This window comes from Janthinobacterium sp. GW821-FHT03C08 (assembly GCF_059420905.1).
The window spans coordinates 152148-176791 of the sequence record NZ_JBWKUP010000014.1 but is presented as its reverse complement, the minus strand read 5'-3'; the positions used below and the strand labels follow the sequence as shown (position 1 = coordinate 176791).

The window sequence follows — 24644 nt, the reverse complement described above, 5'->3', positions numbered from 1 at the left end:
CGGCTGTAGCTCAGCTGGATAGAGTACTTGGCTACGAACCAAGGGGTCGTGGGTTCAATTCCTGCCAGCCGCACCAGTATCAGCAGTAAATGAAAAGCCCGGAGAGCCCGCTCTCCGGGCTTTTTGCATTGCCGCGCGTGCTGTCCTTACGGCACGACATTCACCAGGTTCGACAGGCTCAGGATCTTGCCCAGCGTTTCGCTGTTGGCGCTGTGGCTGGGGTCCCTGTTGACCGAAAGAAATTTCCCTTCCTGGTTCGAGATGCTCAGTGCTCCCGACATCATGCCTCCCGTCGTCAGCAGGGTACCCAGTACGGTCGTGTACTTTCCTGCATTGCCCGGTACGCCGCCGCCGACAAAGCTGCCTTCGTAAATGCTGCTGCTGATAATGGTATTGCTGTAGGTATTCGATTTCAGGTTGATGCCGTATTGCACCTGCTCGAAGCGGGGCGCAATGATCGTGTTGTGGCTGAAATGGTCGGCGTCTATGCCGTTGAGCAGGCTTTCAAAGCCGATGTTATAGAACTTGTTGCCGTTGAAATAATCCGTCTGGTTCGGGCCCTTCTCGGCGCGCAAGCCTGTTTCGCCCGCGATGCGGCCACCAGTGAAGGTGTTTTCATTGACCCAGTTCTGGCTGCCCGTGCTTTCCGTCGTCAGGTAGATGCCCACCGCGTTCTGGTACAGGTAATTGAATTGCACCTTGTTGTACTGCGATCCCTTGCCGGTGCCGTCGCCCGTGACCTTGATGCCATTCCTGAATCCCTCGATCCAGCGCGCGTTGAGGTTGGCATTCGAGGCGTTGAGCAGGGTGACGCCGGAGCCGCTGTAGGTGCTGTAATCGGGCGTGGCGCTGGTCCAGCTCCGGCCGACGATTTTTTCCAAATACACATCATGGGTATTTTCCACGATGATGCCGTCGCCAGATCCGAAGTACAGGGTGCCCAGCGACGTCAGGCGGATGCGTTTGTTCGCAGGCAGGCGCAGCGCACCCTGGAATCTGTATTCGCCCGCATCGATCACCAGTTCCTGACCGGATTTCAGCCTGCCGATGGCGGCCGTGACGGCAGAGGTATTGTTGGCCGACGCTTCCGACAGGCCGAACCACTTGGCGTGCAGGGCGCCGCTGTACGAACGCTTGTACAGTTTGTTGCCGCTGAGGATGGTCGTGGCACCGTCGGCGTCGGCGGCGGCACCCGTGCCGGACAGGTAAAACAGGCCCTCGCGGCCCGTATCCGAGATGAACACCACGGGCGGCGGCGCCGGATCGCCTTGCAGGGCGCTGATGCTCATCATGGTCTGGGCATGCACGGCCGGCGTCAGGGCGAGGGCGGCAAAGGTGGCGAAGGCGAAAGTCGAACAGGCAGGGCGCATGATTTCCTCTGGTGGCGGGAGTGGGACGGCTGGAATTTATTTAATTATCTTAAATATAACATCATTAAATAACGTTGTTTTATTTAAATGTAAAAGAAGTAATTTTCGCACCGCGCAGGCGGCGTGCGCGGTGCGCCCAGGCAGTTGGTCCGCATCAACTGTGAAATATCGCCGCCACGCCCTTTGCCATTCTGCAAAGCCCTGCTATAATCGTGTCTTAGGCGGCTGTAGCTCAGCTGGATAGAGTACTTGGCTACGAACCAAGGGGTCGTGGGTTCAATTCCTGCCAGCCGCACCAGAATATCGGGGATCAGATTGTAAAATCTGGTCCCCTTTTTCGTTTCCGAACGAATTATGTCGTGCCTGTGGCGCCGCGCCGGTACTGCTGGCGAAACGCGCGCGGCGTGACGTGCCTGGCGGCGCGGAACTGGCGGTTGAAATGCGCCAGGTTGCGGTAGCCCGCCTCCTGTGCGATGACGGCGATGGCGAGATTGCTCTCGATCAGCTGTTGGCAGGCGCGGCCGATGCGCAGCCGCGCCAGGTAGTCGCCCGGCGTGCAATGCGCGTGGCGCTTGAAGCAGCGGTGGAAGGCGCCCAGCGACAGGGCCGCCTTCTGCGCCAGGGTTTCCAGTGCGATTTCTTCCCGGAAATGTGCGTGCATGAAGTCGAACACGCCGGCCATGCGTTTTTGTTGCCCATCGGGCAGCGGCGCCTGCGCTTGCGAGGCCAGCGGCTGCGCGCCCGCATCGCCCGCCAGTTCCAGCAGCACGTCGAGCAGCAGCGGCAGGCGCTGCGGCACGGACAGGGCATTAAGCTGCAGCAGCCTGGCCGCGCAGCGCGCGCTCGCTTCCGGCGAAAAATGCAGGGCAGGGCCGGCGCGCGCCGCCAGTTGCCGCAAGCTGTGCAGCTCGGGAAAGCAGGCCGCCAGCTGCGCCAGCCATTCGGGCGAAAACCACACGACGACGGCCAGCATGGGCTGCGCGCTGTCGATGCGCTCGCTGGCGGACCACGTGTGCGGCAGATTCGGCCCCAGCAACACCAGGTCGCCCGGCTCGAAGTCGCCCACGTGGTCGCCGATGTAGCGCTGTCCACGGGCATTCACCGTCAGGGTCAGCTCGAACTGCGGGTGATAGTGCCAGATGAAGGGAATGGCATCGAGTTCGCGCCACAGCAAGCCCCAGGAGTGGCCGGGCGGTATCGTGACTTGTTCGAATAAAGGCGTCATCGTGACGTTGTGAACGTTGGAATAGTCAGGATAGTATCAGTATTGGCCGCTTGGCGCGCATTTCAACTGGCCGCGTCATCGCACAATCTGTCTCACACCCACACAGGAGACAGCGATGCAGAACCCATATCAATACGGCGAAGACCGTCCCGGCAACCCGTCCGTGGCCTACACGGAACAGACCCAGTTGCGCGATATCCGCAAGCAGCTGCCCCTGCGCGTGCTGTCCGCCAGCGATTTCCTGCACTGGCAAACCTACGGCTACGTCATCGTCAAGGATGCGGTACCGCCCGAACAGGTGCGGCGCACAACCGATTTCCTGTGGGAATTCCAGGGACTCGACCAGCATGACCCCGCCACGTGGAACCGCGACCAGCTGCGCGACCACGCGATGCAGGAACTCAACGGCTCCGGCATGGTCGAGGCCTATCACAACCAGACCCTGTGGGATAACCGCCAGACCCCGCGCGTGTACGACGCCTTTGTCGATATCTGGGACCGCCAGGATCTGTGGGTGACCATCGACCGCGCCAACCTGAACACGCCGAACCATGGCAAGCGCAAGTTTGGCGGCTTCATCCACTGGGATGCCGATACCACGCTCGACCCGCTGCCCGTCAACGTGCAGGGCGTGCTGGCCCTGTCCGACACCTCGCCCGAGAGCGGCGGTTTTCAATGCTATCCGCAACTGTTCCAGCACTTGCTGGAATGGCGCAAGACGGTGCCGCTCGACCGCAACCCGTGGCAGCCGGACCTGGCGACGGTGCCGTACCCGATGGAATTCATCGCCATGAAGAAAGGCGAGTTGTTGATCTTCAACAGCCTGCTGGCGCACGGCATCCGCCCGAACACGTCCACGGACCAGGTGCGCCTTGCGCAGTACATTTCCTTCACGCCCGCGCAGGAAGATAACCAGGCCTTGCGCGACTGGAGGGTGCAAAGCTGGCGCGAGCGCAGCGCGCCGCAGGGCTATGCGTTTCCCGGCGACCCCGAGGAAAAGGAAAAGCTGCGCTACCCGCAGGCGCAGTTGAGCGAACTGGGCGAGCAGATCCTCGGCGCGCGCAACTGGTAAACCAGGTTCCCTCCGCCAGGCTTGCCTGCCGGATAGACAATTGCCGGCAAATGCACGATCATGGTCCGACTAGCCATCGACCGAGGAAACGCATGAGTATCATCACCTGCATCGAAGACTTGCGCGTGCTGGCCCAGAAACGGGTGCCGCGCATGTTTTATGACTACGCCGATTCCGGCTCCTGGACGGAATCGACCTACCGCGCCAACAGCAGCGATTTCGCGAAAATCAAATTCCGCCAGCGCGTGGCCGTCAACCTGGAAAACCGCAGCCTGGCCTCGACCATGGTCGGGCAGGTGGTCTCGATGCCGGTGGCCCTGTCGCCCACGGGCTTGACGGGCATGCAGCATGCCGATGGCGAAATCCTCGCGGCCCAGGCGGCCGAGAAGTTTGGCGTGCCGTTCACCCTGTCGACCATGAGCATCTGCTCGATCGAGGACGTGGCGGCGAACACGACAAAACCGTTCTGGTTCCAGCTGTACGTGATGAAGGACCGCGAATTCATCAACCGCCTGATCGACCGCGCCAAGGCGGCCAAATGCGGCGCGCTCGTGCTGACCCTGGACTTGCAGGTGCTGGGCCAGCGCCACAAGGACTTGCGCAACGGCCTGTCGGCGCCGCCCAAGCTCACCATTCCGAATATCATCAACATGGCCACCAAGCCGCGCTGGGTGGCGGGCATGCTGGGCACGCAGCGGCGCGGTTTCGGCAACATCGTCGGCCACGCCACGTCGGTCTCCGACATGTCGTCGCTGTCGGCCTGGACGCAGCAGCAGTTCGACCTGAGCCTGTCGTGGGCGGACGTGGAATGGATCAAGCAGCGCTGGGGCGGCAAACTGATCATCAAGGGCATCATGGACCCCGAGGACGCGCGCCTGGCCGTGGAAAGCGGCGCCGACGCGCTGATCGTCTCGAACCACGGCGGACGCCAGCTCGACGGGGCGCAATCGTCGATCGAAGCCTTGCCCGCCATCGTCGACGCCGTCGGCAGCGCCATCGAAGTGCACATGGACGGCGGCATCCGCTCGGGCCAGGACGTGATCAAGGCCGTGGCCTTGGGCGCCAAGGGCGTGTACATCGGCCGCCCCTTCCTGTACGGCCTGGGCGCCATGGGCGGCCCGGGCGTGACGAAATGCCTGGACATCATCCGCAATGAGCTGGACTTGACGATGGCCTTCTGCGGCTTGCGCGACCTGCAGCAGGTGGACAAGAAAATCCTGCTGCCGGGGACGTTTTAAGCGGCAATCCGCACAATATCAAAGCCTTCCGATGCGTCGGGCGGCACGAAGTGGCGCGTGATTTCATCAAATTGCGCGTCGCTGGTGGAAAACGGGTGCAGTCCGCTGGCATTGCGTTGGCGCAAGCGCGTCTTGCATTCCTCGTCTGGCACGTCGAGGTAGTGCAGCACGTGCGGCACGCCCGCCTGCTGGAACAGCTCGCGCATCCAGGCCCGGCTGGCGGGCGTATTCGCGGGGAAGTCGAGCACGACGGACACGCCCGCCTGCAGCATCTGCAGGGCCAAAGGGGCGATGGCCGCGCGCAGCCGCGCCGCGCAGGCGACATAGTCGGCCAGGCTGGCGATCTGGCCCGGATACAGCTGCGCCAGCAGGCTGTCTTCGCTGATGCGCACGGTTCTTGGCGCCTGCGCAAGGCGGGCGGTCAGGGTGGACTTGCCGGAGGCAATCTTGCCGCACACGAGGTGCAGGGTGGGGGCGGTGCTGGAAAAAGGGGACATGGTCGCTCGCTTGAAAGGGAAGTAAAGCCCGCGAGACGTTTTGACTGTTTGCTGCAGATCAAAGCCGCCTTCCGGGCGGCTTTGGCAATCTTATTCCTGGCCAGCCACCATCGTTGGAATGGCGGCAATAATGGAGGGCAGAGGCGGGAATGGCGATTGCATGGGAGAACGATGCCATGCCAGCGGGGCCTTGTCAATGCGTGTCGAGCAAGGTCCACGCGTCGCGGAAGGCGTGCGCATCGAGCGGCAGCGCGTGCGGGTCGTCCTCCCGGAACAGGCCGCCGATCAGCATGTCCTGGATGGCGTCCGTGAGGCCGCCATACGGCGAGGCGCGGCCCCACTGGCGTCGCGTGCGGGCGAAGACGACGGCGTCTTGTTGCGCGGCCAGTTGCGCCAGCGCTTGCCGCAGGGTGGCGGCCGCTTCCGGCCCCATGTCCGTGGCGATGGCGCAGACCAGGCGCTGGCCGAACCGCAAGGGCTTGTTCGCGCGACCCAGCAGCGCTTCATTGGCCAGGGCGAGGAAGAAATCGGGCGCCTGGTCGTCCTTTTCGCACACCGTCCACGATGGCGCCCACGCTTCCAGGCTCATGAAGCGCGCCTCGGTCGTGGCCGCCGTGTGCGTCCACTTCGCATGCGATTTGTCGTCCCAGCCCAGGCGGCCAAAGGCGAGCGGCTTGCCCTTGGGACTGTACTGGTGGCTGCGCACGCCTGCCTTGCCCCGCGTTCCCGCCTGCGCGACGATGCCGTCGAGGCTGGCCGCGAACGGGGTCCATTCGGCCGCATGCCACAGCGCTGCCGCACCGGGCGCGGCCAGCAGCAGAAATACCTCGTAATCACGTGAAAAAAATGTCATGCAAGCTCGTCAATCAATCAACATGAATCCTGTCATGCTAGCTGCATGAAGGGGCCAGGGCGGCGCGCTGGCTGGGACGCAGCAGGTAAACGCCGTACAGGCACAGGGGCAGCACGGCCAGCAGGGCGGCATACGGCAGGATGGATGCGCCGTCTTCGGCCGGGTGCGGCAAGGTGGCCGTCACCAGCGCGAAGTCCCACAGTCCATGCACGAGCACCATGGGCCAGACGGAGCGGGTGCGCAGGCGGATGGCCGCATAGCCGACACCCTGCAAGGCAGCGGCCACGGCTTGCCACAGGGCGCCGCTGACGTCGCCCGTGGCCAGGCCATTGGTGGTGTGCACCACGCCGAATAGTGCCGAGCACATCAGCACGGCCGGCCAGAGCGCATACCGCTCCAGCATGCCTTGCAGCAATATGCCACGGAACATCAGCTCTTCCGAGATGGCCACCAGGGCCGCATTGCAGGCCACCATCAGCAGCACGCGCGGCATCGGCCAGCCGCCGGCCCAGGCCAGCAGCAGCATCAGCAGGGCATACAGCAGGGGCGGCCAGACCAGCCAGAAGGTTTTCAGGGGCTGCGGCGCATACAGTCCGGCCGCGCGGCGCCGGTCCGATGCCAGCACCAGCGCCAGCGAGAACAGCGCGGCCAATGCCCACGACATGCCGATGCCGCTGCTCACGGCTGCCTCCACACCCGGATTGCCGGCCGATGCGAACCAGCGCACGCCCAGCGTCAGGACCAGCCAGACGGCCAGCGCGGCGATGGCCACCGGCAGGGTGATATGGATTCTTGGCATGGAAATGATCGGCCTCATGCCGCAGGTGTGTGGATGGTGACGCGGTTGCGCCCGCTGTTTTTCGACTGGTACAGTAAGGCGTCGGCCTGGCGTATCAGTTCCGTGGCGTCCGCGTGCCGGCCCACGTCCGGCTCGAGCGTGGCGGCGCCCAGGCTGACGGTGACGATGTCGATGGCGCTGGCCGCGTGCGGTATCTGCAGGGCCACCACCGCCGCGCGGATGGCTTCGGCGACGTCCAGCGCGCCGGCGGTGCCGGTGCCGGGCAGGATCACGGCAAATTCCTCGCCGCCGTAGCGCGCCGCCAGGTCTTCCGTCCGGCCCACGCTGCGCGCCACGGCGCCGGCCACCGCCTGCAGGCATGCGTCGCCGGCCACGTGGCCGTACTGGTCATTAAATTTTTTAAAGAAATCCACGTCCAGCATGATCAGCGACAGCAGCTGGCCATTGCGCCGGGCGCGGTTGAGTTCCTGGGCCAGCGTTTCGTCGAAGCTGCGGCGGTTCGCCAGCCCCGTCAAGCCATCCTGCGAGGCGCGCGTTGCCAGGTCCGCATTGGCCTGCTGCAGCTCGGCACTGGCCAGGCGCAGGCTGGTCTCGATACGGTCGCGTATGGCAATCTGCCGCATCAGCTTGCGGAACAGGTACAGCAGCAGTGCCCCCGCCGCCAGCGAGGCCAGCACGATTTGCATGCTCAGCCGCTGCCATTCGGCAAAAATATCTTCCTTCGACAAGCCCGCCGCGACGATGACGGGAAAGCGTTCCAGGTGGCGATAGCTGTACAGCCGTTCGATCTCGTCCACTTTCGCCGTCATCATGGCCGTGCCGACGGGGCCGTGTTCGCGGTAGGCGCGCAGGAGGGCGCCCGACGAGATATCCATGCCGATGACATTGCTCTGGAACGGCCGCCGGTAGATCAATGTGCCGTCATCGAGGGCAAAGAACGCCGTGCCCGTCTTGCCCAGATTGAGGCTGTCATAGATGCGCTCGAAAGATGCCAGCCCCAGGGTGACCAGCACCACGCCGGCAAAGGACCCATCCGCCGATTCGACCCGGCGCGACACGGGCAAGACCCATTGTCCGCTGGTCTTGCTGAGCACCGGCGCACTGATGCGGCTGCCCAGCTGTTTGTGTGTCTTGTGATAAATAAAGTAATCACGGTCGGCATTGTTGCCTTCCTGCCCCGTGCCGGAGGAGGTGGCCAGCCAGTCGCCCTCGCTGTCAAAAATGAAGACGCCGGCAATTTCCACAAACCTCCTGGACAGCTGCACCAGATGCGATTCCAGGCGTTCGCCCGTATGGTCATCATTGCCTTCGTTGCGGACGTGCTCGGCGAGATCTTCCAGCATGACGTCGGCGATTTCCAGTTCCATGTACGCTTGCGAGGCGAGGGCACGCGCCATGTTTTCTGTCGTCGCGCCCGCTTCGCGCAGGCGCACCGTGTGCGAAGACCAGACGATCCAGACGGTCATGCCGAGCAGCATGGCGCACATGGAGAAAAAGGCGATGCCGGCCCAGATGACGGCTGGCCGCCTGTGGCTGCGCAAGTCCTCGGGCTGCGACGGGCCTGCCAGCGAGTGTATTGCGTCTTTTGCTGCGTGCATAGGCTTGCACCATTGATATGGTAAAAATATTGCCATACTACATTAAAAGCATGGGCACAAAGTTGCCACATTCTTATAGTTGCATGGAATAATAAGAATCGTCCGTTTGAACCTGGATTGGAATGGCATGGCCTACACAAAAAGCATCAGCACCGAACGCTTGATCCTGCGCAAACCGCAGCCATCCGATGAGGCGGCTCTGTTCGCCATGCATAGCGATCCCGACGTGATGCGCTATTTCAGCGAACCGCCGTGGACCGACGCCAGCCGCGCGGCGCGCCAGATCGCCGAAGACAGTGCCGCCTTCGAGAAAGAGGAATTCTTTCGCTTCGCCATCGAACTGAAGGCCACGGGAGAATATCTGGGCAGCTGCACCCTGTTTTCCCTGCACCCGCAAAACCGCCGCGCCGAGATCGGCTACGCGCTGGGCCGCCCGTACTGGGGCAAGGGCTATATGCACGAAGCCCTGTCGGCGCTGATCGAGTACGCGTTTGTCGAGCGCGACCTGAACCGCCTGGAAGCCGATATCGACCCGCTCAACGCCGGTTCGGCCAGCGCCCTGGAGCGCCAGGGTTTTAACCAGGAGGGTTTCCTGCCCGAACGCTGGATCGTCGACGGCCATGTCAGCGACTCCGCCCTGTACGGCTTGCTGCGGCGCGAGTGGGAGGCGGGGCGCCAGGATGGGGCGTCCGCCATGGCTGGACGGCGTGATGACGCCCGCTGACTTGCCCGCTTCCACCCACCCGCTGGTGATGCTCCGCCACCTGGCGCGCGCCGACGTGCCTGCCTGGTACGCCTATTTGTCCGATCCCGTCGTCGTGGAGTACACGAGCTGGGCCTTGCGCAGCGCCGATGACTTGCAGGCCAATGTCGATGACTACGCATCGGCCCGGCCAGCGTCATCGATCCGCCTGGCCGTGGTACTGCGCGACAGCGGCCGGCTGGTGGGCACCATCGGCTTCAATGCCATTTCCCCGCAGCATCGCACGGCGGAAATTGCCTATGACCTGGCGCCTGCCGTGTGGGGGCAGGGCGTGGCCACCTCCCTCGTGAACGCTGTCGCGGACTGGGGTTTCCAATGCCTCGGCTTCCTGCGCATCCAGGCGACTGTGCTGGAGAGTAATGAACGTTCGATCCGCGTGCTCGAGCGCTGCGCCTTCGGGCGCGAAGGCTATCTGCGCAGCTACCGGCAAGTCCGTGGAAGATCCGGCAACTTCTGGCTGTATGCGCGCATCGCCGAGCTTTCATGAGGCGCCTGGCCCGGTGCCAGGACCACGCGGGCCATGGAGGCGCATGCAGTCATCCGGGTATTTTCCAGCAAGCTCCGGCGTAGAAGGGGGGGCACGCGGCAGGCTGTGGCACACTCCTGTCCTCTTCACTCTTGCCGCAGGAAATGATGCACTGTCACCCCGTCACCGTCTTTTGCCGCTCCCTGGCCCAGCTGTCCGCCATGCTCGACAAGACCGGCACCGCGCCGCCACTGCTGGCGGCCCGCTTGCATCCGGACATGCTGCCGTTTGCCCAGCAGGTGCGCGCGGCGGCGGGCTTTGCCCTGCGCGGCTGCTGCCCGCTGGCAGGACTGGACGTGCCCGATTTTAGCGCGGCCGCCAGCCTGCAGGAACAGCTCGCGCAGACCATGCTTTACCTCCATGACATTCCCGCCGGGCGCTTTGACGGGCCGCCGGATCGCCTCTGCCGCGACCGCGCCGGCTTCGCCGACATCGCCTTGCCCGCCGACGAGTATCTGAATTTGTATATTTTGCCGAATTTCTATTTTCACTTCGGCATGGCGTATGCGATTGCGCGCAGCAGCGGCGCTGCCATCGGCAAGGGCGATTTCGACGGCTATCACGCATATGCGCCGGGGTTCAGCTTCGAGCGGCCGGCGTTATCGTAAGCGCGCCGGCCGCTACAGCCCCGCATCCTTCCAGGAAGCCAGCCCCAGCCGCTTCATTAGCCGGCCGGACAGCCCGCAGCTCCAGCAGCTCATGTGGATCTGCCGGTGCCGCGCCGGCCCTTGCGCATGCCAGGCGTGCTGTGCGTAATCGAGCAGCGCCTCGCTGAGCGGTGAGGCGTCCGCCGTGGGAGGCAGGCGCGTCATCAGTTCCAGCACGCCGTGGGGCGTCCCCTTGATCTGCAGCAAACCGGCCAGCAGGGCGCGCAGGATGGCGCCGTCGATGTTGCTGCTTGCTTGCGTGAACCGTTGTTGCCAGCAGAGGGGGCGTGCCGGCCACAAGGCCAGCAGCGCGGGCACGTCGGCCGTCCGCAACTGCCCGATCAATTCATCCGCCTCCTGAAACAGGTCGAGGCGGTCATACTCATCGTCGTCGCTGCGCAGCAGTTCATCCAGTTCGTTTAACAGGCTCATGCCACCACGTTGGTGGGCGCGCCCCGCACGAACGCTTCCACGTTGCCGATCAGGATGTCGGCCAGCTTCTGCATGGCTTCGCCGCTGGCCCAGGCCGTGTGCGGGGTGAGGATGAAGTTGGGCAGGCGCAAGTTCAACAGCGGGTTGTTTGGTGGCGGCGGCTCCTTGGAGAGCACGTCGAAGCCGGCGCCGGCGATGACGCCGTTCGTCAATGCCTGTGCCAGCGCCGCTTCATCGACGAGGCCGCCCCGCGCCGTGTTGATCAGCAGGGACGTCGGCTGCATGCGGGCCAATTCTTGCTCTCCGATGATGTGGCGCGTCTTGTCCGTCAGGGGCAGGTGCAGGCTCAGTACGTCGGAGGTGGCCAGCAATTCGTCAAAACTCACTTCCTGCACGCCGTCTTCCTGGATCGGGGAACGGTTGTGGACGATGACCTGCATGCCGAAGGCGCGCCCCAGCTGGGCCACGGCCTTGCCCAGCGCGCCATAGCCGAGCAAGCCCAGGCGGCTGCCGGCCAGGTCGCGGATGGGGTGGCCGAACAGGCAGAAGCGGTCCGACGCCTGCCACAGGCCCGCTTCCACGTCGGTACGGTAGGCGATGAGCTGGCGGCGCAGGGCCAGCATCAGGGCCAGGGTGTGTTCGGGCACGGTGGCGCGCGCATAGTCGCGGATATTCGCCACGACGATGCCCCGTTCGCGGCAGGCGGCCAGGTCGAGGATGTCCGTGCCCGTGGCGGCCACGGCGATCATTTGCAAGTCCGGCAGCTGGTCCAGCTCGGCTGCGCGCAGGGGCACTTTATTCGTGATGGCGATGGTGGCGCCTTGCAATCGGGCTACCGTCTGCTCGCTGCCCCGCGTGTGCGGGTATTCCTGCCAGCGGTGCGCGAAGGCGGGCGGGCGTACGGTGGCGATCAGGCTGTCGCGGTCGAGAAAGACGATGCGGTGCGGGTGCAGGTGCGGTGGTGTGCTTGCTGCGGTCATGGCTGGGCCTCGGTCAGGGCGGCACGCGCGGGCAGGGCGCTCTTGCCCTTCAGCTGCGTGGCCGGGTGGTTGGTAAACATGTCGGCGACCCATTCGACAAACACGCGCACCTTGGCGGACAGGTGGCGGTTGGGCGGATAGATCACGTGGATGGGCAGGGGGTCGGATTCCCATTCACTGAGCAATTCCACCATTTTGCCCTGTTCCAGCAGGGGCGCAAGCATGAAATGCGTCATTTGCACGATGCCCAGGCCCGCCAGGCCGGCCGCCGCATAGGCGTTCGAGTCGTTCAGGGCGATATGGCTGGGCATGGACATCTGGATGCGTTCGCCCGCGCGCGTGAAATCCCACTCGAACGTTTTACCGGTCTTGGCGGAAAAGAAATTCACGCCCCGGTGCTGCGCCAGGTCGGTCGGGTGCAGCGGCGTGCCGTAGCGCGCCAGATAGCCGGGCGCGGCGCAGGTCATGAAATGCAGCACGCCGACCCGGCGCGCGATCAGGTTCAGGTCGCCCAATTCACCGCCGCGCACGGCGCAATCCACGCCTTCCTCGATCAGGTCGACGGGGCGGTCGCTGCAGCCCAGCTCCAGCGAGATGTCCGGGTAGCGGGCAAAGAAGTCGGGCAGGGCAGGGATGATCAGTTCGCTGGCCAGGGCCGTGGGCGCATCCACGCGCAGCCGTCCGCTGGGACTCAGCCGCGTGCGCGACAGCGATTCCTCCGCTTCGCGCACGTCCGACAGGATGCGCACGCAGCGTTCGTAATACGCGGCGCCGTCGGACGTGATGCTGACGTGGCGCGTGGTGCGGTTGAGCAATTTAACCGACAAGCTCGTTTCCAGCGACTGGATCAGGGTCGAGACGGTGGCCTTCGGCAGCTGCATGTTTTCCGCCGCGCGCGTAAAGCCGCCCGCATCGACGACTTGGATGAAAACTTCCATGGCTTGCAGCTTGTTCACTTGATTTCCTATCACTTTCAGCGTGATTATTCAGAATCCTGAACAATCAATTCGTCATTGCACTCTTTATCAGATTGTAGATCAAGTCTATAGTTGTTGTACTGCAGCATAAATCTGATTGCCGCAGGAAGTTCACAGGAGAAAAATCATGGGTCATCGGAATGGAATCTTTGCAGTGCTCGCTCTCGCCATGAGCTCGCTTGCTCTGGCCGCGATGGTATCGACGGATGCCTACTCGATGGCGGCGCAAAGCGAAGCCAGCGGTTACAGCGCCCTGACCCATGAAATGGGTGGCACCTTGCTGTGCCTGAACGACGCGGTACTCGATGCTGCCGTGCAGCCCGTGGTGGCGCAATGACGTTTGCCGACGCCGCAGCCGAACTGGCACCTGGCCAGGCGCTGAAGATCCGCGACATCCAGGTGCAGGGCGCGCAGGATGCGCTGGCAGCGCGCGTCTATACGGCCGGCGTGCCGGGCGCCAAACAGCCGAACCTGATGGTCTTCTTCCATGGCGGCGGCTTCGTCGACGGCGACCTGGACGACGCGGACGACTTCCTGCGCTGCCTCGTGCTGAGCAACCCCGACCACGTGGTGCTGGCCGCGAACTACACCTTGGCGAAGGTGCGGCCATTCCCCGCCGCCGTGGAAGACGCGCATGCCGTGCTGCTGTGGGCAAAGAAGAACAAGTCCAAGCTGGGCTGGACGGGCAAGCAGATGGTGGTGTCGGGCATTGAGGCCGGCGCCAACCTGGCCGCCGTATGCGCCATGATGTCGCGCGACCGGGGCGGACCGCCCCTCGCGGGCCAGGTGCTGATCATGCCCATGCTCGACCCCGGCCTGTCGACCTGCTCGATGCGCTCCTTGCCGAGCTGCCCGGACTTGGCGGAAGTGGCCGACCAGTGCGCCGCCGCCTACCGCGGCTACCTGCCGAATGCCGCCGACCGCAGCCACCCGTACGCGTCGCCATTGCAGTCGAGCCGCCTGAAGAACCTGCCGCCGGCGCTCATCCTGTCCAGCGAAGACGACCCATTGCGCGACGAGGCTGAACAATACGGCAGCAAACTGATCGCCTGCGGCATCAAGACCACCGTGCGGCGCATGGCCGCCGCGCCGCTGCAGGACGCTACCGCCCGCAATGAGTGCGCGTGCAAGGTGCAGGTATTGAGCGAAATTAGCAGTTTCGTCGCCGGACTGGGGCAGGAACCCGAGTCATAAAGCCGCCATTTGCGGCGCTGCAAAAAAAATTACACTAATCAGTTTACTTTTTGAGTTTTGGTTGTTACACTGTCGAGTGTAGATTCTCATTGTAACTCCCTTTCTGTCTGCGTTGTGCATTCGCACAGCCGGCTTCGTCGTCCCCGTCTGCTTTTATCCCGCAGGCGGCCTGTTTACCTTTGATCGAGCGCCGTCGGGCGCCATGGCACCACCATTCACTTTTTAAGCTGGGTTGCTTCCTGCCGCCCATACCATTAGAAATTTTCATAAAACAGGGAAATAAAATGAAAAACGTTCAACAATTTTCCACTCTGCTGAAGCCCCTGGCTGCCTCGCTGGCGCTGGCAGGACTGGTGGCTGTGAGCCTGGCCGGCTGCGATTCGGCCAACAGCAAGGTGCCCGACGCGCCCGCGGCCGGCGGCCCGCCCATCTCGGCCGCCGCCGTGGTGGAAAAACAGATCACGGAGACGCAGGAATTCTCGGGCCGCCTGGAAGCGATCGAGCGCGTGGAAATCCGCTCGCGGGTCGGCGGCTTCATCACGGCCGTCAACTTCAAGCCGGGCAGCGAAGTCAAAAAAGGCGACGTGCTGTTCGTCATCGATCCGCGTCCGTTCCAGGCTGAAGTGTCGCGCGCCGAAGGCACGGCCGCTTCCGCCCGCGCCAAGGCGGAACTGGCCAAGCTGGAACTGTCGCGCGCTGAAAAGCTGCTGGCCGAAAAAGCCATCGCCCAGCGCGAATTCGATGAAAAGGCCTCGGGCCTGAAAGAGCTGGACGCCAACGTCCGCTCGGCGCAAGCCGCGTATGAAGCGGCCAGGCTGAACCTGTCGTACACGCAGGTGCAGGCACCGATCAGCGGCCGTGTCAGCAAGGCGGAAATCACCGTCGGCAACCTGATCGACGCGTCCGCCATCCTGACGTCGGTGGTGTCGACGGACCGCATCTACGCCAGCTTCGACGGCGATGAGGATACGTATTTGCGCGTGGCCGGCACGGCGCAAAAGGGCACGCCCGTCACCGTCAAGGTGGGCCTGGCCAACGAAACGGGCTTCCCGCATGAAGGCAAGCTGGAATTTGTCGACAACCAGCTCGATCCGGCCACGGGCAGCGTGCGCATGCGCGCCACCTTCGCCAACACGGACCGCCAGCTGGTGCCGGGCCTGTTCGCCCGCGTCCAGCTCGACGGCGGCAATGGCCCGCACGCGCAAAACACGGCGCTGCTGATCTCCGACCGCGCCGTCGGCACGGACCAGAGCCGCAAATACGTCTACGTGGTGGGCGCCGACAACAAGGCCGAATACCGCGCCGTCAAGCTGGGCCCGGCCTCGGACGGCTTGCGCGTGGTGCGCGAAGGCTTGAAGGCGGGCGAAAAAATCGTCGTCAACGGCTTGCAGCGCGTGCGCCCCGGCGCGCCCGTGACGCCGCAGATGGTGGCGATGGATTTTGACCCGACGGCGCCCGTCGCTCCCGCCAAACCTGAAGCAAAAGACGCCAAGATCGCCGCGAAAGCAGCATCGACTTCCAAGGAATAAACATGAATTTTTCCCGCTTTTTCATCGACAAGCCGATCTTCGCGGCGGTGCTGTCGATCGTCATATTCGTGGCCGGGCTGCTGTCGATTTTCGGCCTGCCCATCTCCGAATATCCCGACGTCGTGCCGCCATCCGTGGTGGTGCGCGCGCAGTACCCGGGCGCCAACCCGAAAGTGATCGCCGAAACCGTGGCCGCGCCGCTTGAAGAGCAGATCAACGGCGTCGAGAACATGCTCTACATGTCCTCGCAAAACACCTCCGATGGCGCGATGATGCTGACCGTGACCTTCAAGATCGGCACCAACGTCGAGCAGGCCGAGACGCAGGTGCAGAACCGCGTGCAGCGCGCCTTGCCGCGCCTGCCCGAGGAAGTGCGCCAGATCGGCGTGACCACCGTCAAGTCCTCGCCCAACCTGACCATGGTGGTGCACCTGGTCTCGCCGAACAAGCGCTATGACGACATGTATTTGCGTAACTACGCGGTGCTGAACGTCAAGGATCAATTGGCCCGTCTGCCCGGCATGGGCGACATCCAGATCTTCGGCGCCGGCGACTACGCCATGCGCATCTGGCTCGACCCGCAAAAAGTGGCGGCGCGCGGCATGACGGCCAATGACGTCGTCGACGCCATCCGCGAGCAGAACGTACAGGTGGCCGCCGGCGTGATCGGCGCCTCGCCAGCGAAGAACTCGGACTTCCAGCTGACCGTCAATACCCAGGGCCGTTTGCAGACGCCCGAGGAATTCGGCGCCATTATCGTGCGCACCAATGCCGACGGCGCCGTCACGCACCTGAAGGACGTGGCGCGCGTGGAAATGGGCGCCAACAGCTACTCGCTGCGTTCGCTGCTGAACAACAATCCGGCCGTCGGCATGGGTATTTTCGAGGCCCCGAATGCCAACGCGCTGCAATTGTCGTCCGACGTGCGCGCCAAGATGGACGAACTGAAAAAAGACTTCCCGCAAGGCGTGGAATACCGCATCGAGTATGACCCGACGCAGTTCGTGCGCTCGTCCATCGAAGCGGTGATCCATACGCTGTTAGAGGCCATCGCCCTGGTGGTGCTGGTGGTGATCATCTTCCTGCAAACCTGGCGCGCCTCGATCATCCCGCTGCTGGCAGTTCCCGTCTCCATCGTGGGCACCTTTGCCGTGATGCTGGGCTTTGGCTTCTCGATCAACACCCTGTCGCTGTTCGGCCTTGTGCTGGCCATCGGTATCGTCGTCGATGACGCCATCGTGGTGGTGGAAAACGTCGAGCGCAATATCGAGGAAGGCCTCTCGCCGCGCGACGCCACCATCCAGGCCATGAAAGAGGTGAGCGGTCCCATCGTCGCCATCGCCCTGGTGCTGTGCGCCGTGTTCGTGCCGATCGCCTTCGTGCCAGGTTTGTCCGGCGAGTTCTACCGCCAGTTCGCGCTGACGATCGCCATTTCGACCGTGATCTCCGCTTTCAGCTCGCTGACCCTGGCGCCTGCCCTGTCGGCCGCGCTGCTGAAACCGCACGATGCGCCGAAAGATGCGCTGACGCGCGGCATGGACAAGGTCTTCGGCCGCTTCTTCGCCTGGTTCAACCGCTTCTTCGGCCGTGCCTCGCACCGCTATGAAGCGGGCGTGAAGGGCGTGTTGGGCCGCAAGAGCGCCTCGCTGGGCGTGTATGCGCTGCTGGTCGTCGCCGCCATCTTCACCTTCAAGGCCGTGCCGGCCGGTTTCGTGCCGGCGCAGGACAAGCAGTACCTGGTGGGCTTTGCGCAACTGCCCGACGCCGCCTCGCTGGACCGCACGGAAGATGTCGTGCGCCGCATGTCGGACGTGATCAAGTCGGTGCCCGGCGTCGAATCGACCATCGCCTTCCCGGGCCTGTCGATCAACGACTTCACCAATGCGCCGAACTCCGGCATCGTCTTCGCCACCCTGAAACCGTTCGACGAGCGCACCAGCAAGGACTTGTCGGGCGGCGCCATCGCGGCCGAGATCAACAAGCGCCTGGGCGGCATCCAGGACGCCTTCATCATGGTCTTCCCGCCACCGCCCGTCAACGGCCTCGGTACCATCGGCGGCTTCAAGATGATGATCGAAGACCGCGGCAACCTCGGTTACGACGCGCTGTACAACGCCACGCAGGCACTGGCCGCCAAGGCCTACCAGACGCCGGAACTGGCGGGCGTGTTCTCGGGCTACCAGATCAACGTGCCGCAGCTGTTCGCCGACGTCGACCGCGTGAAGGCCAAGCAGATGGGCGTGCAGCTGCAAACCATCTACCAGACCTTGCAGATCAACCTCGGTTCGCTGTACGTGAACGACTTCAACCAGTTTGGCCGCACCTACCAGGTGCGCGTGCAGGCCGATGCGGCCTTCCGTTCGCATGCCCAGGATATCGCGCAGCTGAAGGTCCGTAATGACAAGGGCGAAATGATCCCGCTGTCGTCGTTGATGCGGGTCAAGGATACCTATGGTCCTGACCGCGTGCAGCGCTACAACGCCTACGCCGCAGCCGATTTCAACGGCGGCGCAGCCCCTGGCGTATCGAGCGGCCAGGCGCAAGCGGCGCTGGAACGTATCGCCAAGGAAGTGCTGCCGCAGGGGATTTCGTATGAATGGACGGAGCTGACCTACCAGGACATCTTGTCCGGCAATACGATGATCTACGTGTTCCCGCTGTGCGTGCTGCTGGTGTTCCTCGTGCTGGCCGCCCAGTACGAAAGCTGGACCCTGCCGCTGGCCGTGATCCTGATCGTGCCGATGTCCATCCTGTGCGCCTTGCTGGGCGTCAAACTGACCGGTGGCGACAACAATGTGTTCACGCAGATCGCGCTGTTCGTGCTGGTGGGGCTGGCGTCGAAGAATGCCATCCTGATCGTGGAATTTGCCCGCGAACTGGAAGACCATGGTCGCAGCGTCGTGCAAGCGGCGCTGGAAGCGTGCCGTCTGCGCCTGCGTCCGATTTTGATGACGTCGATCGCCTTCATCATGGGCGTCGTGCCCCTCGTGTTCTCGCACGGCGCCGGTTCGGAAATGCGCCATGCCATGGGCGTGGCGGTGTTCGCCGGCATGCTGGGCGTGACCTTCTTCGGCCTGTTCCTGACGCCCGTGTTCTATGTACTGCTGCGCACCCTGGCGCAGCGTTTTGAGAAAAAACCAGCCGCCGCTGCCGCCAAGCCTGTCGCCGCGCCAGCGCTGGACCTGGAAGGAGATATATATTGAAAACCAATTCAATCATCCGGCGCGCGGCGCCCGTCTTGAGCGCCATGGCCGCCGCAGTCCTGCTGGCCGCCTGCGCGGCGCCCGAGTTCAAGCAGCCGCAGATCGAGACGCCCACGGCGTTCAAGGAAGCGCAAGCGCCTGCCGTGCAGACGGCAGCCGATGGCACGCGCTGGAAGCAGGGCGTGCCAGCCGAGCGCCAGGCGCGCGGCGAGTGGTGGCTGGCCTTCAATGATCCGGCCCTGACTGGCCTGATCAACGATGCCACGCAGGCCAATGCCAACCTGGCCGTCGCCGCCGCCCGCGTCAGGCAGGCGAGGGCGATTGCCGGCATCGCCGAAGCGGACCGCATCCCGCAAGTGGGCGTGAACGTGGGGGCGCAGCGCAACCGCGCCTCCGCCATTTCGCTGGGCTTGCCGAACGGCGCGCCGGTCGCCGCCGGCAACGTCTACCAGGCCAACCTGACGGCCAGCTATGAGGTGGACCTGTTCGGCCGGGTGGCTTCGAACGTGAGCGCCTCGCGCAGCGATGCGCTGGCCGTGGAAGCGACCTACCGTTCCGTGCTGCTGTCCTTGCAGGCGGACGTGGCGCAGACCTACTTCCAGCTGCGCGCCACGGATGCGGAACTGGCGACCCTGGCCCGGACGGTGCGCCTGCGCGAGGAAAGCGTGCACGTGAACCAGCGCCGCTATGACTTGGGCGACATCGGCGAATTCGACCTGTCCCGTGCCCGCACGGAGCTGTCGACGGCGCGCGCCGAAGCCATCGGCCTGCAGCGCCAGCGCGCCACCAGCGAGCATGCGCTGGCCGTCCTGCTGGGCAAGCCTGCCGCCAGTTTCACGGCGGCAGCCAATCCGCTGGAAGACAGCGCCTTCCTGCCCGTGATCCCGGCCGGCATGCCGTCGTCGCTGCTGGAGCGCCGGCCCGACATCGCGTCGGCGCAGCGCACCATGGAAGCGTCGAATGCGCGCATCGGTGTGGCCAAATCGGCCATGTTCCCCGCCTTGACCTTGAATGCGTCCGGCGGCGGCGCGTCCGACACCTTCTCGGACATCTTCAAGTGGAGCAGCCGCTCCTGGCTGCTGGGCGCCCTGATGTCGATGCCCATCATCGACGGCGGCCGCAACAAGGCGGCCGTGACGCGCAGCGAAGCGCAGCTGGAAGAGTCGGTGGCGACGTATCGCCAGAGCGTGCTGGTGGCCTTCGCCGAGGTGGAAGACAACCTGGCCGGCCTGCGCATCCTGTCGGGCCAGACGCAGCAGATCGACGAAGCCGTCGTCTCGGCGCGCCGTTCGGCCGACCTGGCGCAGAAGCTGTACGACGCCGGCCGTTCCAGCTATCTCGATCTGCTGGACGCGCAGCGCAATCTGGCGACCATCGAGCGCAACGCCGTGCAGTTGCGCGGCAACCGCGCCGTCACCACGGTGGCGCTGATCCGCGCCCTGGGCGGCGGCTGGGGCGAGACGGAGCCGCAGGTGGCGGCCAACTGATTTCCGGCACCGCGGGCCGGCATTCCCGGCCCGCGGCAAGGAACATCGTCAAAACGGCGCCGTGCGATTGCACGGCGCCGTTTTTTTGTTTTCAGCGCGTTGAATCCGTTTGCGCAAAGGCCGCGTAAATACTCCTGCAATCACGCAAACGCAGTCATCCAGGAGATACCATCATGCGCACCTTTGTTCCCGCAGCACTGTTTGTCACGTCCATGCTGGCCGCCAGCGCCCCCTTTGCCGCCGACATGAGCACCATGGTGGGCGGCCAGAGCATGTACCCCAGCAAGGACATCGTCGACAATGCCGTCAATTCGGCCGACCACACGACCCTGGTCGCCGCCGTCAAGGCGGCCGGCCTGGTCGACACCCTGAAAGGCAAGGGCCCGTTTACCGTGTTCGCGCCGACGAATGCGGCCTTCGGCAAGTTGCCGGCCGGCACCGTCGAGACCCTGGTGAAACCGGAAAACAAGGCCACCCTGACGAAAATCCTCACCTACCACGTCGTGCCTGGCACCTACGACTTCAAGGCGCTGGCGAAGGAAATCCGCATGCATGACGGCAGGGCGACCCTGCCCACGGCCAGCGGCGGCAAGCTGATGTTCGCCATGAACGGCATGCATAACATCGTGGTCATGGATGAAAGCGGCAATAGCGCCAACATCAGTACCTATGATGTGTATCAATCGAATGGCGTGATCAATGTCATCGACACGGTGCTGATGCCGAAATAAAGAAACAGAGGACGAAAAAAAAGACAGGGAAAACCCTGTCTTTTTTGCCTGCGCGGCGCCGCTTACTTGGCTGGCGCTGCTGCTGGTGCGGAAGCTGCCGCTGCGGCTGGAGCTGCTGGCGTTGCCGGTGCTGCCTTCTTCGCCTTGTGATGCTTGGCTTTCTTGTGCGTGGCAGGCTTGACGGCGGCTGGCGCGGCTGGTGCTTCAGCCTTGGCTGCCGGCGCGACGGCGGCGGCAGGAGCTGCCGGTGCGGCAGAAGCGGCTGGCGCCTGGGCGAAAGCGGCGGTGGCGAACAGGCTGGCGATCAGGGTAGCGATAACTTTTTTCATGATGAAATCCTATAAGGTGAAGTGGCTGGTAAATTCGGGTACTGACGGACTGGATTACTTGGCTGGAGCCGCTTCAGCGGTGGCCGACGCCAGTTTCGCATCTGCCTTGGCCTTGGTTTTTTTCGCAGCGTGGTGGGCCTTGGCCTTGGTGGCGGCGGCTTCCGTTTTCGCGCTGGCGACTTCCGTTTTCGCGGCGACGACAGCCTTGGCTTCTTTCGCGTCCGCTTTCACGGCCGTTTGCGCTTCCTTGGCGTCCGCTTTCACGACGGCCTTGGTGTGGGCCGCTTCCACTTTGGCGGGAACCGAGGCTGCCGGGGTGGCTGGAGCCGCTGGCGTTTGGGCGAAGGCTGCGGTTGCGAACAGGCCGGCGATCAGGGTAGCGATAACTTTTTTCATGGTGCAGTCCTCAGTGGTGGTTTGTCTGGTAAGTCTGTTGGTGCCGGAATGATTCCCGTGTCACTGAGCATAAAACGCGTCCCCGGACGCTTGCGTTGACGACCATTACAAACGCTTACAACTACCGCGTATCCGCCGTCAGGATGGCTTTCAGGATGTCTTCCGAGCGGCGCTGCCCGTAGCCCTTGCCGTAGGCGCTGGAAGCCACGCTCACCACCATGCGGCGTGCGGGAATGACATAGATCTTGTTGCCGCCATTGCCCGAGGCGAAATGCACGGCAAGCGGCGTGCCCGCGATGTCCTGCGTCTTCGCATACCAGAAATAGCCGTAGCTGTCCGCGTAGCGGTCCACGGCGCCGATGGCCACGCGGGGCGCCAGTGCGGCGCGCAGCCAGGCGGCGTCGATCACGCGCTGGCCGGCGAACATGCCGTCGTCCAGCAGCATCTGCCCGATGTTCGCCGTGTCGCGCGCACGCAGCGACAGATTGCCCTGGCCCTTCGGATGGCCGGCCACGTCGCGGCCCCAGCTCCAGCGGGTGATGCCCAGTGGCGCGAACAGGGCCTTCGCGGCAAAATCATCGAGGCGCGCGCCGCTGGCGTTTTCCACCACGCGCCCGGCGATGTACGATCCCAGCGAGTTATATCTGTACGCGCTGCCCGGCGCCGTGGCGGCCGGCACGCCGCGCACGAAGGCCGCAGGGTCGGGCGCTTCATCGAGCTTGTCCTCGTTGCCCGGCGAGAGTTCGTCTTCATCGAAGGCGGCCAGGCCCGAGCGCATCGTCAGCAGGTCGTCGAGCACGACCTTGCCGGCCGGGCTGTTTGCCACCTCTGGCCAGTAGTCGCCCACCGTCTTGCCGGTGGCCAGCCGGCCCTGCGCCACTGCCGCGCCCACCAGCAGGGCGGTGATGCTCTTGCCGGCCGAGCGGATGTCGTGCAGAGTGTCGGCAGTCTCGCCGTTGTAATAGCGCTCGGCCACGATGGCGCCGTCGCGCAGCACGACGACGGCGCGCAGGTCGCCATGGCTGTCGCCGTCCCGGGCTTGCAGGACTTGCTCAATGGTGGCGGGGGGCGCGTCCTGCGCCAGGGCGGCGCAGGGCAGGAAGAGGAGGGCGAGCAATGACAGGGACAAGCGGCGCATGGACAGCTTTCGTGGCGATGGTCGGATTGCCAGTGTCGCCCATTCGCGCCGCCTTGTGGCGTTTTGCCCTGCCTATTTGCTGAAGTTTGCATGAAGGCGCACCATGCAAAAAGGACAGCCGAAGCTGTCCTTGGTATTCGGAGCGAAGCCACCACGGAAGCGCAGACCCGGCGGACGCGCTCCCGTGGCGATTGCCGCGATTACTTCGCTGGCGCCGGCGCTGCCGGAACTGCCTCTGCTGCTTTCGTTGCATCCGCTTTCACCTTGGCCTTGCTGGCCTTGTGATGGGCCTTGGCCTTGGTGGCTTTTGCATCGGCCTTGGCGCTGGCCACGTCGGCTTTCGCATCGGCGACGACGGCCGCTTCCTTCGCATCGGCTTTCACGACCGCCTTGGTTTCCTTGGCTTCCGCTTTTGCTACGGCTTTCGTATGGGCCGCTTCCGCTTTGGCGGGAACCGGCGCTGCCGGGGTGGCAGGGGTTTGGGCGAAGGCTGCGGTAGCGAACAGGCTGGCGACGAGGGTGGCGATAACTTTTTTCATTGTATTGTCCTGGAGAGTGGTAAGCGAAGGTGTGTCGATGATTACTTGGCTGCTGCCGGTGCTGCTTCAGCGGTGGCCGAAGCCTGCTTTGCGTCAGCCTTGGCTTTCGTGTGCTTGGCCTTGTGATGGGCCTTGGCTTTCGTGGTGGCGGCTTCCGCTTTGGCGCTGGCCACGTCCGTTTTGGCGGCGACGATGGCTTTCGCTTCTTTGGCGTCCGCTTTCACGACGGCTTGCGCTTCCTTGGCATCGGCTTTCACGACGGCCTTGGTGTGGGCCGCTTCCACTTTGGCAGGCACTGCCGGAGCCGCTGGGGCTGCAGGCGTCTGGGCGAAGGCAGCGGTAGCGAACAGGCCGGCGATCAGGGTAACAATTGCTTTTTTCATGGTGCAGTCCTCGGTGGTGGTTTGTCTGGTATGTCTGTTGGTGCCGGGATGATTCCCGTGTCACTGAGCATAAAACGCGCCCCGGAAGCTTACCGTTGACCTTGTTTACACTTTCTTACAATCAGGTGCTTTAAAAGAAATTACCGAAAGATGAAGGCATGAAAACGAAAAAAGACAGCCGAAGCTGTCTTTTTGTGTGGCGCAATAAAACGCGCGGAGGGGATTACTTGGCTGCTGCTGCGGTCGCTTCAGTCTTGGCTTCGTCAGCCTTGGCCTTGGCTTTTTTCGCTTTGTGATGGGCTTTGGCCTTGGTGGCGGCGGCATCGGCCTTGGCGCTGGCGACATCAGCCTTGGCATCGGCGGCAACGGCAGCTTCTTTCGCGTCGGCTTTGACGACGGCCTTGGTTTCTTTCGCTTCTGCTTTAGCCACTTCCTTGGTGTGCTTGGCTTCGGCCTTGGCAGGCACGGCTGGCGTTTGAGCAAAGGCTGCGGTAGCGAACAAGCCGGCGATCAGAGTAGCGATTACTTTTTTCATGGTGCAGTTCCTCGAGAAGTGGGTTGTAGTTCAGGAGATGCATTTCCCCTGTCACTGAGGCAAAAACGCGCCGTAGGGCAATTGCGTTGACACGTTTTTTCTTAATTACAAACACTTACATTTGCCGGGACAGGCACTCTGTTAGCTGGCGTACCGCGCCCAAGCCCCTGGCGGACTAGACTCGATGCCATCGTCACCGCATG

At 63.8% G+C, this 24644-nt stretch carries 26 protein-coding genes and 1 tRNA gene; 12 read left to right on the top strand and 15 right to left on the bottom strand.

Features of this window, described 5'->3' with window-relative positions; translation table 11 throughout:
- Positions 1-146 precede the first annotated feature (146 nt).
- Positions 147-1370 carry a NosD domain-containing protein gene (locus AC07VL_RS21035; RefSeq protein WP_494807556.1) on the bottom strand — a complete coding sequence of 408 codons (1224 nt, stop codon included), beginning with the start codon at positions 1368-1370 and terminating at the stop codon, positions 147-149.
- 221 nt (positions 1371-1591) lie between these two features.
- Here AC07VL_RS21035 and AC07VL_RS21030 point away from each other — a divergent pair.
- Positions 1592-1668, top strand: a tRNA-Arg gene (locus AC07VL_RS21030).
- Positions 1669-1722: 54 nt separating this feature from the next.
- Here the strand turns inward: AC07VL_RS21030 and AC07VL_RS21025 are convergent.
- Positions 1723-2595, bottom strand: a complete 873-nt coding sequence (locus AC07VL_RS21025) for a helix-turn-helix domain-containing protein (protein WP_494807555.1) — start codon at positions 2593-2595, stop codon at positions 1723-1725.
- A 115-nt stretch (positions 2596-2710) separates the two neighbouring features.
- On the opposite strand from AC07VL_RS21025, the gene AC07VL_RS21020 reads away from it, so the two are divergent.
- On the top strand, positions 2711-3667 hold the full coding sequence (locus tag AC07VL_RS21020; protein WP_494807554.1) for a phytanoyl-CoA dioxygenase family protein: 957 nt from the start codon (positions 2711-2713) through the stop codon (positions 3665-3667).
- A 92-nt stretch (positions 3668-3759) separates the two neighbouring features.
- A complete protein-coding gene (locus AC07VL_RS21015) occupies positions 3760-4905 on the top strand; it encodes an alpha-hydroxy acid oxidase (RefSeq protein WP_494807553.1) in 1146 nt (381 codons plus the stop codon).
- Here the strand turns inward: AC07VL_RS21015 and AC07VL_RS21010 are convergent.
- The 4 genes from AC07VL_RS21010 to AC07VL_RS20995 form a co-directional block, all read right to left on the bottom strand.
- Complete coding sequence (locus AC07VL_RS21010) at positions 4902-5402, bottom strand: P-loop nucleotide/nucleoside kinase family protein (RefSeq protein ID WP_494807552.1); 501 nt, start codon at positions 5400-5402, stop codon at positions 4902-4904. The genes AC07VL_RS21015 and AC07VL_RS21010 overlap by 4 nt on opposite strands.
- 193 nt (positions 5403-5595) lie before the next feature.
- On the bottom strand, positions 5596-6255 hold the full coding sequence (locus AC07VL_RS21005; RefSeq protein WP_494807551.1) for a hypothetical protein: 660 nt from the start codon (positions 6253-6255) through the stop codon (positions 5596-5598).
- A 37-nt stretch (positions 6256-6292) separates the two neighbouring features.
- Positions 6293-7054 (bottom strand): CPBP family intramembrane glutamic endopeptidase, encoded by a 762-nt coding sequence (locus AC07VL_RS21000; RefSeq protein WP_494807550.1) that lies wholly within the window; start codon positions 7052-7054, stop codon positions 6293-6295.
- Between the two features lie 14 nt (positions 7055-7068).
- On the bottom strand, positions 7069-8652 hold the full coding sequence (locus AC07VL_RS20995; RefSeq protein WP_494807549.1) for a GGDEF domain-containing protein: 1584 nt from the start codon (positions 8650-8652) through the stop codon (positions 7069-7071).
- A gap of 127 nt (positions 8653-8779) precedes the next feature.
- Here AC07VL_RS20995 and AC07VL_RS20990 point away from each other — a divergent pair, with 127 nt between their 5' ends.
- The 3 genes from AC07VL_RS20990 (at position 8780) to AC07VL_RS20980 (ending at position 10549) form a co-directional block, all read left to right on the top strand.
- The gene (locus AC07VL_RS20990) at positions 8780-9376 is read left to right on the top strand and encodes a GNAT family N-acetyltransferase (RefSeq protein ID WP_494807548.1); all 597 of its coding nucleotides are present in this window, start codon (positions 8780-8782) and stop codon (positions 9374-9376) included.
- Positions 9363-9902: a GNAT family N-acetyltransferase gene (locus AC07VL_RS20985; RefSeq protein ID WP_494807547.1), complete on the top strand. Its 540-nt coding sequence runs from the start codon at positions 9363-9365 to the stop codon at positions 9900-9902. Before AC07VL_RS20990 ends, AC07VL_RS20985 begins: the two co-directional genes overlap by 14 nt.
- 143 nt (positions 9903-10045) lie before the next feature.
- Positions 10046-10549, top strand: a complete 504-nt coding sequence (locus AC07VL_RS20980) for a DUF1993 family protein (RefSeq protein WP_494807546.1) — start codon at positions 10046-10048, stop codon at positions 10547-10549.
- Between the two features lie 12 nt (positions 10550-10561).
- Here AC07VL_RS20980 and AC07VL_RS20975 read toward each other — a convergent pair whose 3' ends face one another.
- The 3 genes from AC07VL_RS20975 to AC07VL_RS20965 are packed head-to-tail and all read right to left on the bottom strand — an operon-like array spanning position 10562 to position 12956.
- The gene (locus AC07VL_RS20975; protein ID WP_494807545.1) at positions 10562-11020 is read right to left on the bottom strand and encodes a hypothetical protein; all 459 of its coding nucleotides are present in this window, start codon (positions 11018-11020) and stop codon (positions 10562-10564) included.
- Positions 11017-12000, bottom strand: a complete 984-nt coding sequence (locus AC07VL_RS20970) for a D-2-hydroxyacid dehydrogenase (RefSeq protein ID WP_494807544.1) — start codon at positions 11998-12000, stop codon at positions 11017-11019. Before AC07VL_RS20970 ends, AC07VL_RS20975 begins: the two co-directional genes overlap by 4 nt.
- A complete protein-coding gene (locus tag AC07VL_RS20965; RefSeq protein WP_494807543.1) occupies positions 11997-12956 on the bottom strand; it encodes a LysR family transcriptional regulator in 960 nt (319 codons plus the stop codon). Before AC07VL_RS20965 ends, AC07VL_RS20970 begins: the two co-directional genes overlap by 4 nt.
- Before the next feature lie 190 nt (positions 12957-13146).
- Between AC07VL_RS20965 and AC07VL_RS20960 the strand changes: the two genes are divergently transcribed.
- From AC07VL_RS20960 to AC07VL_RS20935, 6 genes are all read left to right on the top strand, one after another.
- Positions 13147-13314 (top strand): hypothetical protein, encoded by a 168-nt coding sequence (locus AC07VL_RS20960; RefSeq protein WP_494807542.1) that lies wholly within the window; start codon positions 13147-13149, stop codon positions 13312-13314.
- Positions 13311-14171 carry an alpha/beta hydrolase gene (locus AC07VL_RS20955; RefSeq protein ID WP_494807541.1) on the top strand — a complete coding sequence of 287 codons (861 nt, stop codon included), beginning with the start codon at positions 13311-13313 and terminating at the stop codon, positions 14169-14171. Before AC07VL_RS20960 ends, AC07VL_RS20955 begins: the two co-directional genes overlap by 4 nt.
- 284 nt (positions 14172-14455) lie before the next feature.
- Positions 14456-15700: an efflux RND transporter periplasmic adaptor subunit gene (locus AC07VL_RS20950; protein ID WP_494807540.1), complete on the top strand. Its 1245-nt coding sequence runs from the start codon at positions 14456-14458 to the stop codon at positions 15698-15700.
- Positions 15701-15702: 2 nt separating this feature from the next.
- Positions 15703-18903, top strand: coding sequence for an efflux RND transporter permease subunit (locus AC07VL_RS20945; RefSeq protein ID WP_494807539.1), 3201 nt, complete (start codon positions 15703-15705; stop codon positions 18901-18903).
- 44 nt (positions 18904-18947) lie between these two features.
- Entirely contained in the window at positions 18948-20390 is a 1443-nt protein-coding gene (locus AC07VL_RS20940; protein WP_494807560.1) for an efflux transporter outer membrane subunit, read from the top strand.
- Between the two features lie 173 nt (positions 20391-20563).
- Entirely contained in the window at positions 20564-21121 is a 558-nt protein-coding gene (locus AC07VL_RS20935) for a fasciclin domain-containing protein (protein WP_494807538.1), read from the top strand.
- Positions 21122-21183: 62 nt separating this feature from the next.
- Here AC07VL_RS20935 and AC07VL_RS20930 read toward each other — a convergent pair whose 3' ends face one another.
- The 6 genes from AC07VL_RS20930 to AC07VL_RS20905 form a co-directional block, all read right to left on the bottom strand.
- Positions 21184-21450, bottom strand: coding sequence for a hypothetical protein (locus AC07VL_RS20930; protein ID WP_494807537.1), 267 nt, complete (start codon positions 21448-21450; stop codon positions 21184-21186).
- 54 nt (positions 21451-21504) lie between these two features.
- Positions 21505-21846, bottom strand: coding sequence for a hypothetical protein (locus AC07VL_RS20925; protein WP_494807536.1), 342 nt, complete (start codon positions 21844-21846; stop codon positions 21505-21507).
- Positions 21847-21967: 121 nt separating this feature from the next.
- The gene (locus AC07VL_RS20920) at positions 21968-22984 is read right to left on the bottom strand and encodes a serine hydrolase domain-containing protein (protein ID WP_494807535.1); all 1017 of its coding nucleotides are present in this window, start codon (positions 22982-22984) and stop codon (positions 21968-21970) included.
- A 200-nt stretch (positions 22985-23184) separates the two neighbouring features.
- A complete protein-coding gene (locus AC07VL_RS20915; RefSeq protein ID WP_494807534.1) occupies positions 23185-23523 on the bottom strand; it encodes a hypothetical protein in 339 nt (112 codons plus the stop codon).
- 41 nt (positions 23524-23564) lie between these two features.
- Positions 23565-23906 carry a hypothetical protein gene (locus AC07VL_RS20910; RefSeq protein WP_494807533.1) on the bottom strand — a complete coding sequence of 114 codons (342 nt, stop codon included), beginning with the start codon at positions 23904-23906 and terminating at the stop codon, positions 23565-23567.
- 223 nt (positions 23907-24129) lie between these two features.
- Positions 24130-24441 (bottom strand): hypothetical protein, encoded by a 312-nt coding sequence (locus AC07VL_RS20905; protein ID WP_077406305.1) that lies wholly within the window; start codon positions 24439-24441, stop codon positions 24130-24132.
- Between the last annotated feature and the right edge of the window lie 203 nt (positions 24442-24644).